The sequence below is a fragment of the Glycomyces albidus genome, from assembly GCF_009451885.1.
Lineage (GTDB): Bacteria > Actinomycetota > Actinomycetes > Mycobacteriales > Micromonosporaceae > Glycomyces > Glycomyces albidus.
In genome coordinates, this window is record NZ_WIAO01000004.1 from 24,103 (window position 1) to 38,059 (window position 13,957).

Consider the following 13,957-nt stretch of genomic DNA (forward strand, 5'->3'; position numbering starts at 1 on the left):
GGACCACCGATGACCAGGCGTGTGACCATCGCCGACATCGCCGCAGCGGCGGGTGTGTCGAAGGGCGCGGTCTCCTACGCGCTCAACGGCAGGCCCGGGGTCTCCGAGACCACCCGCACGAAGATCCTGGCGATCGCCGCCGAGATGGGGTTCGTCCCGAACCGGGCCGCCCGGTCGCTGTCGGTGTCCTCGGCCCAGGCGGTGGGCATCGCGCTGCGCCGCTCGGCCCGCACGCTCGGCATCGAGCCGTACTTCATGGAGCTCATCAGCGGCATCGAGGCGACCCTCTCGGCCGGCTCGTTCGGGCTGACGCTCCAGATCGTCGACACCGTCGACGTGGAGCTGGAGGTCTACCGGCGCTGGTGGGCCGAGCGCCGCGTCGACGGGGTGCTGCTGTGCGACGTCGGCACCGATGACCGGCGGCTCGACTTCGTGGCCGACCTGGGCCTGCCCGCGGTCGCGGTCGGCGGCCCCGTCGAGGGGGCGCGCCTCCCGGCGGTCTGGCACGACGACGCCGAGCCGTGCCGCGAGATCCTGGAGTACCTCCACGCGCTCGGACACCGGCGGGTCGCGCGCGTCGCCGGCTTCGAGCACCTGCTGCACACCGCGATCCGCGACCGGTCGTACGCCGACACCGCCGCCGGGCTCGAACTCGAGGCGATGGAGACCTTCCACAGCGACTACACCGGCGAGCAGGGCGCGCGCATCACGCGCCGGATCCTCTCCTCGGCGAAGCGGCCCACCGCGATCATCTTCGACAACGACGTCATGGCCGTGGCCGGGCTCGGAGTCGCCCACGAGCTCGGCATCCGCGTCCCCGACGAGTTGTCCATCGTGGCCTGGGACGACTCGCCGCTGTGCCGCCTCACGCACCCGGCGCTCACGTCCCTCACCCGCGACATCACCGCGTACGGGTCGCAGTGCGCCGAGGTGCTCCTGTCGGTCATCGGCGCGGCCCCGAGCCCGATCGACGAGCGGGCTTTCTCGGTTCAGTTCCGCCCCGCGCAGCTCTCCCCGCGCGGTTCCACCGGTCCCGCCCGGCCCTGACCGCCGAGCGGACATCGTTCCTGGAAGGACAATTCCGGAGCACGCCTTGAACCCCATCGATATTTATGGTTCTCTATGTTGAGGTCGGGATTAACCGATTCACCTCTCTACCTGAACCTACAGACGGGATTCAACCCATGGAACACAGCACCACCGACGCCGCCCCGGCACGGCGTCGTCGGCTGCACCGCGCGCTTCCGAAGCGGCACGGCCGCATGCGGGTCTGGCTGACGGCGGCCGCCGCCGCGCTCGCCGTGGCCCTGACCGGCATGTGGCAGCTCGTCCCCGCCAGCGCCCAGCAGGGCGGGTTCTCGATCGAGGGAACGCAGCTCATCGACGCGAACGGGAACCCGTTCATCATGCGCGGCTCGACCCACCCGGACGTCTGGTACCAGGGCGAATGGGACAGCTACGGCGAGATCAGCGACCTGGGCGCCAACACGATCCGCGTCGTCCTCGGCTCGGGCCACCGCGCCTGGGGCACCTCCACGCCCGACCGGGTGGCCGACATCGTCGCCGAGTGCAAGGCGCAGCGCGTCATCTGCGTCCTCGAAGTCCACGACACCACCGGATACGGCGAGCAGTCGGGTGCGGCCAGCCTGGATCAGGCCGTCACCTTCTGGCAGGGCCTCTACAGCGTCCTGGAGGGCGAGGAGGCGTACGTCCTCATCAACATCGGCAACGAGCCGATCGGCAACACCGACCCCGGCCAGTGGACGCAGGCGACCGTGAACGCGGTCGACCGCATGCGCGACATCGGTTTCGAGCACACCCTGGTCGTCGACGCCCCCAACTGGGGCCAGGACTGGACCAACACGATGCGGGACAACGCGCCCACGGTGGCCGCGGCCGACCCGCTCGGCAACACGCTGTTCTCGGTGCACATGTACCAGGTCTACAGCAGTCCGCAGACGGTGATCGACTACTTCGACGCGTTCGAGGCGATGAACCTGCCGCTCATCGTCGGCGAGTACGCCGACACGCACCAGGGCTCCACGGTCGCCTGGCAGACCATCCAGGCCGAGGCCGAGGCGCGCGGGATCGGCTGGATCGGCTGGTCCTACTCGGGGAACTCCGACCCGATCCTCGACCAGGTGCTCAACTTCGACCCGAACCAGATGACCGCGTACGGGGAGCGGATCTTCGAGTCGACGTACGGCATCCAGAACACCGCCGAGCGCGCGACGGTCTTCGGCGACGACCCGGACCCGACGACCACGTCGCCGACCGAGGACCCGACCACGGGCGGGCCGACCGAGGGCGACTGCACCGCGGTCGTGGGGATCGTCAACGACTGGGGCTCGGGCTGGCAGGGCAAGGTGACCGTGACCGCCACCGACGCCGCCCTGGACGGCTGGCGGCTCACCTGGACGTGGGCCGGCACCACCCGGATCACGTCCTCGTGGAACGCGACGGTCACCAGTTCGGGCGCGGGCGTGACGGCCACCGACGTGGGCTGGAACGGCACGGTCGCGTCGGGCCAGTCGCGTGAGGTCTTCGGGTTCATCGCGTCCACCCCGGCGGCGACGCCGGCGGTAACCTGCGAGGCGATCTGACGCCTGAGACGCGGCGGAGGCCGCCGGACCCGATGGTCCGGCGGCCTCTGTGCTCGTTCGGGCCGTCCCCGGCTCAGCCGTTCTTGGTGGGGAGCTGGAACTTGCCCGGCCCGCCCTTCGGCATCTGCGAGCGGACCTTCGACTTCTTGTCGCCGATCGCCTGGTGTCCGGCCTTGCCGGTCTTCTTGCCGCGGGCCAGCGCCCGGCGCTCCTCGCGGTTGAGCGGCGCGTCGGTGTCGGCGGTGTCCTGCTGCGGTTCCGGAGTTTCAGCGGTCATGCGGATCCCCTTCTCGGGTTGAGCTTGAAGAGACGTGAGCGCGAAACGGAGCGATGCTCGACGTCTCAGTGGCACGCATCGTGTCGGCCGGTCGGCGCTCGCGCCCACAGCGGCCGTATCTCTTCTAAAGGATCATGCCGCTCACTCTAGCTGGCGCGGACGCCAGGCACAACGGGGATTGCGCGGTGTCGCGCGGTGACCGCCCTCTCGGGGGGTGTCCCCGGTCACCGGACGGTCCTGGCGAGGAAGTCCCGTACCAGCGCCGCGACCTCGTCGAAGTTGGTCTCGAGCGCCCAGTGGCCGCCGTCGAGGAGGTGGAACTCGGCGTCGGGCAGGTCGCGCAGGTAGGCGCGGCCGGCCTCCTCGGGCATGTAGCGGTCCTGCGGGCCCCAGGCGATGAGGGCCGGCGGCCGGTGCTCGCGCAGGTACCGCTGGTAGCGGGGGAACCAGTCGAGGTTCTCGCGCAGGCCCTCCATGAGGCCGGTCATGATCGCGCGGCGCTCCGGTGTGCCGAGCTGCTCCCGGGCGAGGACCCACAGGTCGGGCGGGACGCGTTCGGCGAGGTCTTCGCGGACGTCGTTGAGGAACTCGTCGCGGAAGCCCTCCTCGCTAGAGCGCGTACCGTTCGAGGCCGAGCCGGGCCGCGAACCGCTCCAGGAACCGCGCGTAGCCGTCGAAGGTGTACGCGAAGGACTCGGGCGTGGCGCTGAGGCCGAACCCGGGAAAGTCGGGGGCGACGGTCCTCCAGCGGTCGGCGAGGGCCGGCATGAGGTTCCGGTACTGGTAGGAGGAGCACGGGTACCCGTGCGGCAGCAGCAGGACCGGCGCGTCCTCGGGGCCGGCCTCGCGGTAGAAGACGCGGATGCCGTCCAGGTCGAGCTCGCGGTGGCGGACGGATCGGGACTGCGGTGGTCGCTCCATGGGTCCTTCTCTCGGCGGCGGTCCGCGTGGTCTTCCCCGGGCGCACGGCGCTAAACGGGGCCTGGCCCGGCGGCGGGTCCGGACGTTACTGTTCGGAGACACCGTGCAGGAGGGCCTGCGGCCCTCTCCTCCGTCTGAAAGGCGACCTCGTGGCAGCTCCCTTGACCTCGTCCCGGCTCGCCCGCGTGCGGACCGTCGCACAGGACGCCATGCGGGGCGCGCGGTGGTGGACGCTGCTCGACCTCGAGCCGACCCTGCGCGCCGACGCCGAGTTCTGGCGCGACCTGTGGGCGCCGTCGCTGGCGATCGCGGCGCACAAGGTCGGCCTCAAGGGCGCGCGGGCGAAGCTCGACGAGGCGATCGACGCCGGCTTCCACCAGACGGACCTGTTCGAGCCGGAGCTGTCGGCCGCGTTCGGCGCCGACCCGGACTGGGCCGCGGTCCTCGAACGCGCGAAGGCGAACGTGCCGGCGCCGCCGCTGCGGATCACCGCGTGGCCCCAGCCCGCGCCGGCCGCGCCGCTGTGGCTGGACCGCATCCAGGCCCATCGCGAGGCGCAGCTCCTGACCCGGCTCCCGCGGCCCGCGGCGGGCGCGTGGCGGACCGCGAGGGACCTGCTGGGGTGGACGTCGGCGCTGTGGCGGCACGCGAACGCCCGGATCAACGCCGGCGACGCGGTCGACGTCCTGGAGCAGGTCGCCAACGGCGCGCGGTACTCGTGCGTGGAGTACTCGATCGTGCTCGCCCAGGCGCTCAACGCGCTCCGGATCCCGGCCCGCCGGGTGTGGCTGCGGCGCGGCGACTACCACGACGGGGTGGGCCAGGGGCACGCCGTCGCGGAGGCGTGGATCGACGACCTCGACCGGTGGGTGCTCCTCGACGGCCAGCACGGCGCCTACTGGGCCGACGAGGACGGGCGGCCGCTGGGCCTGCCCGAACTCCAGGCCCGCGACCGGCCCGCCCGGCCGGTCCACGTGGGATCGCGCCAGGCGATCCAGGACCCGGCGCTGTGGTCGGCGTACTTCGCGCACGCGTCGGTCTCCGGCGCGGCGTGGGCGCCCGGCGGGTACGTGCCGGTGTTCCAGGACGGGCAGGTGCTGGAGACCGACCGGCTCCTGCGCGACCCGGCCGCCGCCTACCCGCGCCTGTCGGACCTCGCGGTCGGCGTGGTGGCCCAGGACGGCGCCCCGGCGGTGCTGATCCGCCCCGAGCATCCGTACGCGACCGGCGGGGCCTGGAACGGCGAACCCATCGCCGCCGCGCAGAAGGGCCCGCCCGAGCGCCGCTTCACCAGGGCCCTGGACCGCGACCCCGGCGAGCACAAGGCCGACTTGGCGGCGCTGACACCCTACGGCGCCTTGGCAAGCCGCGAACTGCGCTGGACCGCCGCCTGACGGCGTCGACCTCGGTGCAGGCAAGCGGCGCGGATCACGCCCCGATCAGGTGACGAGGTCGGCTGAGACTGTCGGTGGCGGCGGGGAAGGTGGGCGGTGTACAACCCACCCTCGGGTGGGTGGACGCCCGCAGCCGGATGCCACCACCGCCGGCCCGCCCGGATGAGCGGCGCCGCCGCGGATGGGCCCCGTACCGGCCTCGCGCACAGGGCTTCTCCCCCGGCTCCCGGCTCCCCGCTCCCCGCTCCCCGCTCCCCGCTCCCCGCTCCCCGCTCCCCGCTCCCCGCTCCCCGCTCCCCGCTCCCCGCTCCCCGCTCCCCGCTCCCCGCTCCCCGCTCCCCGCTCCCCGCTCCCCGGCGAGAGGATAGGCGCCCCTGTTACCGGGCGGTTAAGGCATCGGTACGAGACGACTTATCTCTAGTATTCCGATGGGATTATCGCTATATTCGAGGCATGAAGCCCGCCAACGCATTCGCCCAGCGGCGCGAGGTCGACCAGATGCGCGTCGCCAGCGCCCTCTGTCGCTGACCCGGCACCCGCCGGTCCGAGCGGGCTCCTCCCTGCGAACGCCGCTCGGACCGGCGGCCCCTTTCGCCGACCTCCACTTTCCCTGAGCCCCGAGTCCTTCCCGGCTCCCCCAGCAGTCCACCGGCCTTCGCCTTGGACGGCGCTTCCGATTCGGTTCGATTGCACCGCATCAGGTTCTGGACGGCGCTACCTCGCGCCGCCCGCCGCCACCGGATTCCCACGCCGTCACCGCGTTCCGCCGTCACCGCTCTCATCCCGTTCCCCGCTTCCCCTGTCCCACTGCACCGCAAGGAGCACCATGACCACCGATCGCACCCGGACCTCCATCTCCCGCCGCACCGTTCTCGCCGCCGCGCCCGCCGCGGCAGCGGGCATCGCCGTCGGGGCCGCCGCTCCGGCCGCCGCCGAGACCGGTTCGAGCGCAAGCGAAGCCGTGTTGAGCTGGTTCGACACCACCAACGCCGCCGTCACGGCCGCGCCGGCCCCGACACAGGTCACCAACAGCCGCACCTGGGCGATCGCCTGGCTCGCGGCCGCCCGAGCCGTGCGCCGGGTCCCCCACGGCGTCAACGCGAACCACTACCGCACGGCCGCGCTCGCCGCCGCCGTCCACCGCGCCCTGTCCGACCTCGCCCCGACGCAGCAGGCCGCGCTCGACACGGCCCTCGAAGCGGCGCTCGATGCCGTCCCCGACGGCCGGGCCAAGCGCAAGGGCGTCGCCGCCGGCGTCGAGCGCGCCGACGACCTCCTCAGCGAACGCAGCGGCGACGGCCTCGACCCGGCCTCCGTGAGCCCGGCGTACACGCCCCCGGCGGCCGCACCGGGGGTGTGGCAGCCGACCCCGCCCGCGTTCGCGCCCGCGGCGCAATCCGGCACCCGGTTCGCCGTGCCGTTCGCGCTCGACAGCGCCGACCAGTTCCGCCTCGAAGCGCCTCCGGCCATCGGCACCCCGCAGTACCGCGCCGACCTCGAGGAGGTTCGAATCTACGGCGGCCTCGACAGCACCGCGCGCACCCAGGAGCAGACCGACACCGCGCAGTTCTGGCTCGGCAGCTCGTTCACGCTCTACAACCCCGTGCTGCGCGCCGCCCTCGAGCACCACACCGGGTCGCTGCGCGCCCAGGTCGAACTGGTGGCGCTCTTCCACGTCGCATCGGTCGACACCCAGATCGCCACCTCCGACTCGAAGTACGCGCACCTGTGGTGGCGCCCGGTCACCGCCATCGCCGGCGGCGTCGAGGACGGGGACCCGGCGACCGTGCAGGACCCGTCCTGGACGCCGCTCCACACCACCCCGTCGCACCCGGACTACCCGAGCGGCCACAACACCTACTCGGGCTCGGCCGAGGAGGTGCTCACCCAGCTCGTCGGGGACGGTCCCGGCGCGGCGTACACGATCCCGAGCCCGTCCGCGCCCGGCGTCACGCGCACCTACACCACCTGGAATCCGCTCACCGCGGAGAACGTCGACGCCCGGGTCTGGTCGGGCATCCACACCCGCTCCGCGGACCTCGCGGGCGTGGAGCTGAGCCGGAACGTCGCGGCCCACGTCCTGAGCCGGGCGGGCGACCTGCTCGCCTAGAACTTCGCTCCTGAGGAGTCGGACGCCCCGGCCGCACCGAACGTCGGCCGGGGCGTCCGTCTTTGCGCCCCAACGGATCAGGGACCGAGAAGAGCTCGGGGGGCGGACCCCTGGAGGCACTTGACATTGACGGCCACCAATGTATTGACAGGCAAGCGCTCACACGGTACGTTTGCTCCAATTCCCTCAAATCCATCGCGCGCCAAGTCTCGGCACTCCCCCCGGCGCGGCCCACCCGAACTCCCCGGGCAGGTCCGCGCAACGACTGGGAGCGCTCCAATGGGCGAAGACCCCCGGCTCCCGGCTCGTCGGCGGGTCTTCGCCCGACTACGCGTTCCAGGCACGCGAAACCCATAAAGACGCGCGCTCGCGCCCGCGAACACGAGAATCTAGCGGAGCGCCTCGTCGAGGATGTACCGCTCCGCGTCCAGCAGCCGCAGGTCCCGCGCCGGCCGGCGCAGATGGCCCTTCTGGACGATCCGCTCGAACGCCGGGTCGCCGGCCTGCGCCATGCGGCGGATGCCCTCGATGTGGTCGACGATCCGCTTGCGGATGACCTTGATGAAGCGCTGGCGGTCGCGGTCGGAGAGCCCGTACGCGTCCGCGAACATCCGCAGCCGCCGCGGCCGGTCGGGCTTCTTCCAGCCCAAGGTGATCGAGTCCCGGTCGGTGAAGATCGGCACCCACGTCCAGGCCGCGTACGCCACGTCGTAGATCCGCGCGCCCGGGCTCGCCAGGTCGAAGTCGATGAGCGACAGCGTCCCGTCCGGACGCCAGACCACGTTGTGCGGCGCGGCGTCGTGGTGGCAGATGACCTCCGTGTCCGGAGGCGGCGGCCCGAAGGACCGCCAGGTCGCGCCCGGCGGCGGCCGGAAGCCGTACTGCGCGTCGTGGTACATGCGCAGCATCTTCGCGACCGCGCTCATCGTCTCGTCGGTGGTCCAGTGCGGCGCCAGCGGATACTTGCCCGGCTCGCCCTCCACGAACGAGAGGACCTCGCGCGCGTGCTCGTCGATGCCGAGCACCCTCGGCGCGCCCGTGAAACCGGCGCCGTCGAGGTGCCTGAGCAGGGCGTGGACCGCGGGGGTCCAGGGTCCCGTGTTCCGGCGGACCGTGTCCCCCAGCCGGATGACCGTGCTCGTGTTGCCGCCAATAAGCGGAATCTCGTCTTGGCTCACCGGTCCCCGCTGTGCCCTTGCGTCCTCGTCAGCTTTCGGTGCCGTCGACGATCGCGTCGACGAACGCTCCGACCTCGAACGGGGCCAGGTCGTCCGGGCCTTCTCCGAGTCCGACCAGCTTAACCGGTACCCCCAACTGCCGCTGAACCGCGATCACGATCCCGCCCTTGGCGGAACCGTCGAGCTTCGTCAGCACGATGCCCGTGACCTGGACGACCTCGCCGAAGACCTTCGCCTGCTGCAGGCCGTTCTGGCCCGTGGTCGCGTCGAGCACCAGCAGCGTCTCGGCCACCGGGCCCTGCTTCTCGATGACCCGCTTGACCTTCCCGAGCTCGTCCATCAGCCCGGCCTTGTTCTGCAGGCGCCCCGCGGTGTCGACGAGCACCACGTCGGCGCCGTCCTCCGCGCCGGCCTTGACGGCGTCGAACGCCACCGAGGCCGGATCGGCGCCCTCGCCGCGGCGCACGACCCTCGCGCCCACGCGGGCGCCCCACGTCTCGAGCTGCTCGGCGGCGGCGGCGCGGAACGTGTCGGCCGCGCCCATGACGACGGTCTTGCCCTCGGCGATGAGCACCCGGGCCACACGGCCGCAGGTGGTGGTCTTGCCGGAGCCGTTCACGCCGACCATGAGGATCACGGCGGGGCCCCCGCCGTCCGGGGCGACCGTCGCGATCGAGCGGTCCAGGCCCGGTTCGAGGACCGCGGTCAGCTCGGCCTTCAGCAGCCGGCGCAACTCCTCGGGCTCGCGGGTGCCGAGGACCTTGACCCGCTCGCGCAGACGCTCGACGACCGCGGTCGTGTCGGCCAGGCCGACGTCGGCGGTCAGGAGGGTCTCCTCGACCTCGTCCCACACGTCGTCGTCGAGCTTGTCGCTCGCCAGCAGCGCCAGCAGCCCCTTGCCGAGCGCGTTGTTCGACCGGGCCAGGCGCGACCGCAGCCGCACCAGCCGGCCCGCGACCGGCTCGGGAGCCTCGACGGCCGGCGGCGCCTGCACCGCCTCGGCCTTGGGCGCTTCCGTCTCAGGCTCGGCCTTCCCGCCCTCGACCTGCGGCTCCTCGGCGGGCGCCTCCACGGGCGCCGACCCCGACCGGCCGCGCACGGCGAGTACGACGCCCACCACGACGGCGATCGCTACTACGGCGGCGACCACCCAGATCCACAGGTTGTCCACAGAAAGCCCTCCAGCGACGGTCTTGCTCGATTGCGCGCACGCGAAAAGCCCGGTGGCCCGGGCGCACCCCCACACTGTACTGGGAGGCCGTCAGTCCTCTTCGCGGGAGAACTTCTGGCTGATGACCTGCGTGACACCCGCGCGCATGGTGACGCCGTACAGCGCGTCGCCGATCTCCATGGTGCGCTTCTGGTGCGTGATGATCAGCAGCTGCGAGTTCTCCTGGAGCCGGCGCAGCAGATCGAGCAGGCGGCCCAGGTTCACGTCGTCGAGCGCCGCCTCGACCTCGTCCATCAGGTAGAACGGGCTGGGGCGGGCCCGGAAGATCGCGACCAGCAGCGCCAGCGCGGTCAGGGACCGCTCGCCGCCGGACAGGAGCGACAGCCGCTTGACCTTCTTGCCGGGCGGGCGGGCCTCGACCTCGACACCGGTGTGGAGCAGGTCGTCGGGGTCGGTGAGGAGGATCCGGCCCTCGCCGCCGGGGAAGACGGTCTGGAACACGTTCTCGAACTCGCGGGCGGTGTCCGCGAAGGCCTCGGCGAAGACCTGCTGGATCCGGTCGTCGACCTCCTTGACGACCGTGGTGAGGTCGGCGCGGGTCTTCTTGACGTCCTCGAGCTGCTCACTGAGGAACTTGTAGCGCTCCTCGAGGGCCGCGAACTCCTCCAGCGCCAAGGGGTTGACCTTGCCGAGGAGCTTCAGTTCGCGTTCGCCGCGGGCGGCGCGCTTCTCCATGATGGCCCGGTCGAACGGGGCCGGGGCAGGCTCGGGCCGCCCCTTCTCGGCCGCGGCGGCGATCTCCTCGGCGCTGGGCGGGACGAGCTGGTCGGGGCCGTACTCGGCGAGCAGGGTCTCGATGTCGACGCCGAACTCGGCGCCGGCCTTCTCTTCGAGGGCCTCGATGCGCAGGCGCTGCTCGGCACGGGCGACCTCGTCGCGGTGGGCGGCGGAGGTGATGCGCTCGAGTTCGGCGGCAGTGGCGGCGGCGCGGGTGCGCAGGTCGGCGAGCGCGGCTTCGCGGCGGGCCTGCTCGGTGGCGATGGCGTCGCGTTCGACGGCGGCCGCTTCGAGGGAGTCGGTGAGCTGGACGCCCGCTTCGGAGGCGGCTTCGGCGACGAGCGCGGCGACGGCGGCGCCGCGGGCGCGCGCGGCGCGTCGGACTGGGCCTGGCGGGCGAGCGCGTCGGCGCGGCCGGCGAGCGCGGAGGCGCGCTCCTCCGCGGTGCGGACGGAGAGGCGGGTCTCCATCTCGTTCTGGCGGGCGGCGTCGAGCTCGCGGGCGAGGACGTCGCGCTCGTCGGTGGAGGGCTCCTCGATCGCCGGAAGGGACTCGAGCTCTTCGAGCTGGGCTTCGAGGCCGGCGAGGCCGGCGGTGTCGGCTTCGCGGGCGGTCTGGGCGCGGTCCCTGGCCTGGGCGAGGCGGGCGACCTCGGCTTCGGCGCCGCGCGCGGCGGCGCCGAGTTCGGCGAGGCGGCGGGCGACGACGCTCTGCGCGGCCTGGGCCTGGCGCTGGGCGGTGCGAACCTGCTCGGCGGCGGCCTCGGCCTCGGCGTGGGCGTCGCGGGCGGCCTCGAGTTGCTCGCGGAGCTGGGCGGCGAGCGACTCGGCGGCGATCTTCCCGTCGCGGGCCTCGTCGACGGCGGCCTGGATCTCGATGTAGGACTGGGCCTTCGCGGACCCGCCGTGGGCGGTCGCGGCGCCGAGGACGTCGCCGGAGCGGGTGACGGCGGTGAGCCCGGGGTGGGTCTCGACGATGGCGCGGGCCTCGTCGAGGTCGTCGGCGACGACCATGCCGGCGAGGACCGCGCGGACCGTGGCGGCGAGTTCGGCGGGGGCGGTGACCGTGTCGGCCACCGGCAGGAGTCCGCCGGGGACGGCCGGCCGGTCCTGGGCACCGGCCGGGTCGTGCTTCACCAGGAACGCGGCCTGGCCGCCGTCCTCGTCCCGCAGGAGCCGGATCGCCTTGGCGGCGGCGGCCGGGCCGGTGACGGCGACGGCGTCGGCGAGGCGGCCGAGCGCGGCGGCGAGGACGGCCTCGTAGCCGGGGCGGACGGTGAGGAGCGCGGCGACGCTCCCGAGGACGTCGTCCGAGGGAAGGCCGGCGTCGTCGCGGTCGGTGTCGGCCACGCGGGCGAGGAGCGCCGCGGCGCCGTCCTTGCGGCGGAGGCCGACGGCGAGGGCCTCCTCGCGGGCGGCCCACTGGGAGGCCTCGCGGTCGGCGTCGCGCTCGGCGGCCTGGAGGCGGTCGAGTTCGGCCTTGGCGGCGGCGGTGCGGGCCTTGGCTTCGGCGAGCGCCTCGTCGAACTCGGAGTCGGTCTCGGCGGTCTCGTTCTCGGCTTCGGCCTCGGCGAGCGCCTCGGCGGCGGCCTCAGCGCGCTCCTTCGCTTCGGCGAGGGCGATCGAGGCGCGCTCGAGTTCTTCGGCCGCGGCGGCGGTGCGGGACTTGAGGGAGTCGACGCGGCCGCGCAGGGTGGCGAGGGCTTCGCGCCGCTCGGCGGCGGCCTTGACGGCGCCGACGATGCGCTGCTCGGCTTCGGCCAGCGCGGCCTCGGTCTCCTCGCGGGCCTCGACGGCGGCGGCGAGGCGCTCGGAGTCCTCGGCGATGCCCTCGCGGAGTTCGATCTCCTGCTCGCGGATGCGCTGGGCCTCGGTCTCGAGGACCTCGGGGTCGCGCCCGGTGCGGTCGTCCTGCTCCTCGGAGAGGTAGCGGCGGCGCTCGGCGGCGAGCTGGGCGGTGGAGCGGAGCCGCTCGGCGACGGCCTGGAGCCGGTACCAGGTCTCCTGGAGGCGGGCGAGGCGCGGCTTGTCGGCGGCGTGCGCGGCCTCGACCTCGGCGACCTGGGCGGCGAGGCGGTCGTGCTCGTCGGCGAGGACGGCGCGGCGCTCCTTGAGGGCCTCCTCGTCGGCGAGGTCCTTGGCGATGTTGGTGCGCAGCCCGGCGAGGTCGTCGGCGAGGAGGCGCAGGCGGGCCTCGCGCAGGTCCATCTGGATGGCCTGGGCGCGGCGGGCGAGCTCGGCCTGGCGGCCGAGGGGCTTGAGCTGGCGGCGCAGCTCGCCGGTGAGGTCGGAGAGCCGGTCGAGGTTGCCCTGCATGCCTTCGAGCTTGCGGAGGGCCTTCTCCTTGCGCTTGCGGTGCTTGAGGACGCCGGCGGCCTCTTCGATGAAGGCGCGGCGGTCCTCGGGGCGGGCGTGGAGGTAGGAGTCGAGCTTGCCCTGGCCGACGAGGACGTGCATCTCGCGGCCGATGCCCGCGTCCGAGAGGAGGTCCTGGACGTCGAGGAGGCGGCAGCGGTCGCCGTTGATCTCGTACTCGCCTTCGCCGGAGCGGAACATGCGGCGGGTGATCGAGACTTCGGAGTAGTCGATGGGGATGGCGCCGTCGGAGTTGTCGATGGTGAGGGTGACCTCGGCGCGGCCGAGCGCGGGGCGGCCGGTGGTGCCGGCGAAGATGACGTCCTCCATCTTGCCGCCGCGCAGGGACTTCGCGCCCTGCTCGCCGAGGACCCAGGCGATGGCGTCGACGACGTTGGACTTGCCGGAGCCGTTGGGGCCGACCACGCAGGTGATGCCCGGTTCGAAGCGCAGGGTCGTGGCCGAGGCGAAGGACTTGAATCCCTTCAGCGTGAGGCTCTTGAGGTACAACGGTCGCTCCGGCTGTCGGCGTCGTCGGGGTACGGGACCGTCCCAGCGTACAAGGCCGCTGTGACCGGGGCGGGGAGATCAAAGGTCGCAAAGGGGACGAACCCGGACCGGGGTGGGGGGAACATCGCTCCCGAACATGACAATGCGCGCCCGCTGCTGGCAGCTGGCGCGCCTTTCTTCCGTTGTGCGAGTGACGGTCTAGGTCAACGCGGGCTCGTGCAGCCGCATCAACTCCTCGACCTGATCCTGTTCGATCTCGGCGTCCCGGGACCGGAGCTCGGCAAGCTCGGTCTCGAGGTTGCGTACCCGCGCACGTAGCTGGACCACTTCTTCGAGCAGGCGCTTGTTGGGAGCCTGGCCGATGTGGCCGTAGAGGGCTTTCGCCATAGTTTCTCCTTGCGATCACGTCGTCTGGTGGCGTTGGCGTACGCACCATGAAAAACGTCGCATTTGCTGAGTGAATTTTTTTAGCCGCCGGGGCCGATTGCCCCTTGCCGGACCAGTGGAGCACGGCTCGTGAACACTGGCCGTCACCCACTATCTTCCGCCTTTCCGGCGGTCTTCGTCAAGCTTTGCACATGCTTTGCCCACCCGATTCGACGGGGGTCACACCCGGAAGGGGGATGGAGTAGGCGCACGCTCACTGCGTGCTCAGTGCGCGG

General features: G+C 72.6%; 8 protein-coding genes and 2 pseudogenes. 4 read left to right on the forward strand and 6 right to left on the reverse strand.

Going from position 1 to position 13,957, the window contains the following annotated elements; translation table 11 throughout:
• Positions 1-9: 9 nt before the first annotated feature.
• A complete protein-coding gene (locus tag GFD30_RS04740) occupies positions 10-1,047 on the forward strand; it encodes a LacI family DNA-binding transcriptional regulator (protein ID WP_153024079.1) in 1,038 nt (345 codons plus the stop codon).
• Positions 1,048-1,184: 137 nt separating this feature from the next.
• A complete protein-coding gene (locus GFD30_RS04745; RefSeq protein ID WP_227995849.1) occupies positions 1,185-2,603 on the forward strand; it encodes a cellulase family glycosylhydrolase in 1,419 nt (472 codons plus the stop codon).
• Positions 2,604-2,676: 73 nt separating this feature from the next.
• On the opposite strand, the gene GFD30_RS04750 is transcribed toward GFD30_RS04745, so the two are convergent.
• Positions 2,677-2,880: a hypothetical protein gene (locus GFD30_RS04750; RefSeq protein WP_153024080.1), complete on the reverse strand. Its 204-nt coding sequence runs from the start codon at positions 2,878-2,880 to the stop codon at positions 2,677-2,679.
• 224 nt (positions 2,881-3,104) lie between these two features.
• Positions 3,105-3,801 (reverse strand): annotated as a pseudogene (locus GFD30_RS28205) (alpha/beta fold hydrolase).
• A gap of 149 nt (positions 3,802-3,950) precedes the next feature.
• On the opposite strand from GFD30_RS28205, the gene GFD30_RS04760 reads away from it, so the two are divergent.
• Together GFD30_RS04760 and GFD30_RS04765 are read left to right on the forward strand one after the other, a co-directional pair.
• Positions 3,951-5,195, forward strand: a complete 1,245-nt coding sequence (locus tag GFD30_RS04760; protein WP_153024081.1) for a transglutaminase domain-containing protein — start codon at positions 3,951-3,953, stop codon at positions 5,193-5,195.
• An 826-nt stretch (positions 5,196-6,021) separates the two neighbouring features.
• Positions 6,022-7,305, forward strand: coding sequence for a vanadium-dependent haloperoxidase (locus GFD30_RS04765; RefSeq protein ID WP_153024082.1), 1,284 nt, complete (start codon positions 6,022-6,024; stop codon positions 7,303-7,305).
• 389 nt (positions 7,306-7,694) lie between these two features.
• Here GFD30_RS04765 and GFD30_RS04770 read toward each other — a convergent pair whose 3' ends face one another.
• The 4 genes and pseudogenes from GFD30_RS04770 to GFD30_RS04785 form a co-directional block, all read right to left on the reverse strand.
• Positions 7,695-8,483 carry a phosphotransferase enzyme family protein gene (locus GFD30_RS04770; protein WP_125246981.1) on the reverse strand — a complete coding sequence of 263 codons (789 nt, stop codon included), beginning with the start codon at positions 8,481-8,483 and terminating at the stop codon, positions 7,695-7,697.
• A gap of 28 nt (positions 8,484-8,511) precedes the next feature.
• Positions 8,512-9,654 (reverse strand): signal recognition particle-docking protein FtsY, encoded by a 1,143-nt coding sequence (gene ftsY / locus GFD30_RS04775; RefSeq protein WP_322632945.1) that lies wholly within the window; start codon positions 9,652-9,654, stop codon positions 8,512-8,514.
• Between the two features lie 90 nt (positions 9,655-9,744).
• Positions 9,745-13,295 (reverse strand): annotated as a pseudogene (gene smc, locus GFD30_RS04780) (chromosome segregation protein SMC).
• A 198-nt stretch (positions 13,296-13,493) separates the two neighbouring features.
• Positions 13,494-13,682, reverse strand: a complete 189-nt coding sequence (locus GFD30_RS04785) for a hypothetical protein (RefSeq protein WP_153024083.1) — start codon at positions 13,680-13,682, stop codon at positions 13,494-13,496.
• Positions 13,683-13,957: the final 275 nt, after the last annotated feature.

Excerpts from the sequence above, each read along its gene's own strand:
- GFD30_RS04745 (WP_227995849.1), top strand. The coding sequence starts at position 1,185 with ATGGAACACAGCACCACCGACGCCGCCCCGGCACGGCGTCGTCGGCTG.
- GFD30_RS04785 (WP_153024083.1), bottom strand. The coding sequence starts at position 13,682 with ATGGCGAAAGCCCTCTACGGCCACATCGGCCAGGCTCCCAACAAGCGC.
- GFD30_RS04750 (WP_153024080.1), bottom strand. The coding sequence starts at position 2,880 with ATGACCGCTGAAACTCCGGAACCGCAGCAGGACACCGCCGACACCGAC.
- GFD30_RS04765 (WP_153024082.1), top strand. The coding sequence starts at position 6,022 with ATGACCACCGATCGCACCCGGACCTCCATCTCCCGCCGCACCGTTCTC.
- GFD30_RS04740 (WP_153024079.1), top strand. The coding sequence starts at position 10 with ATGACCAGGCGTGTGACCATCGCCGACATCGCCGCAGCGGCGGGTGTG.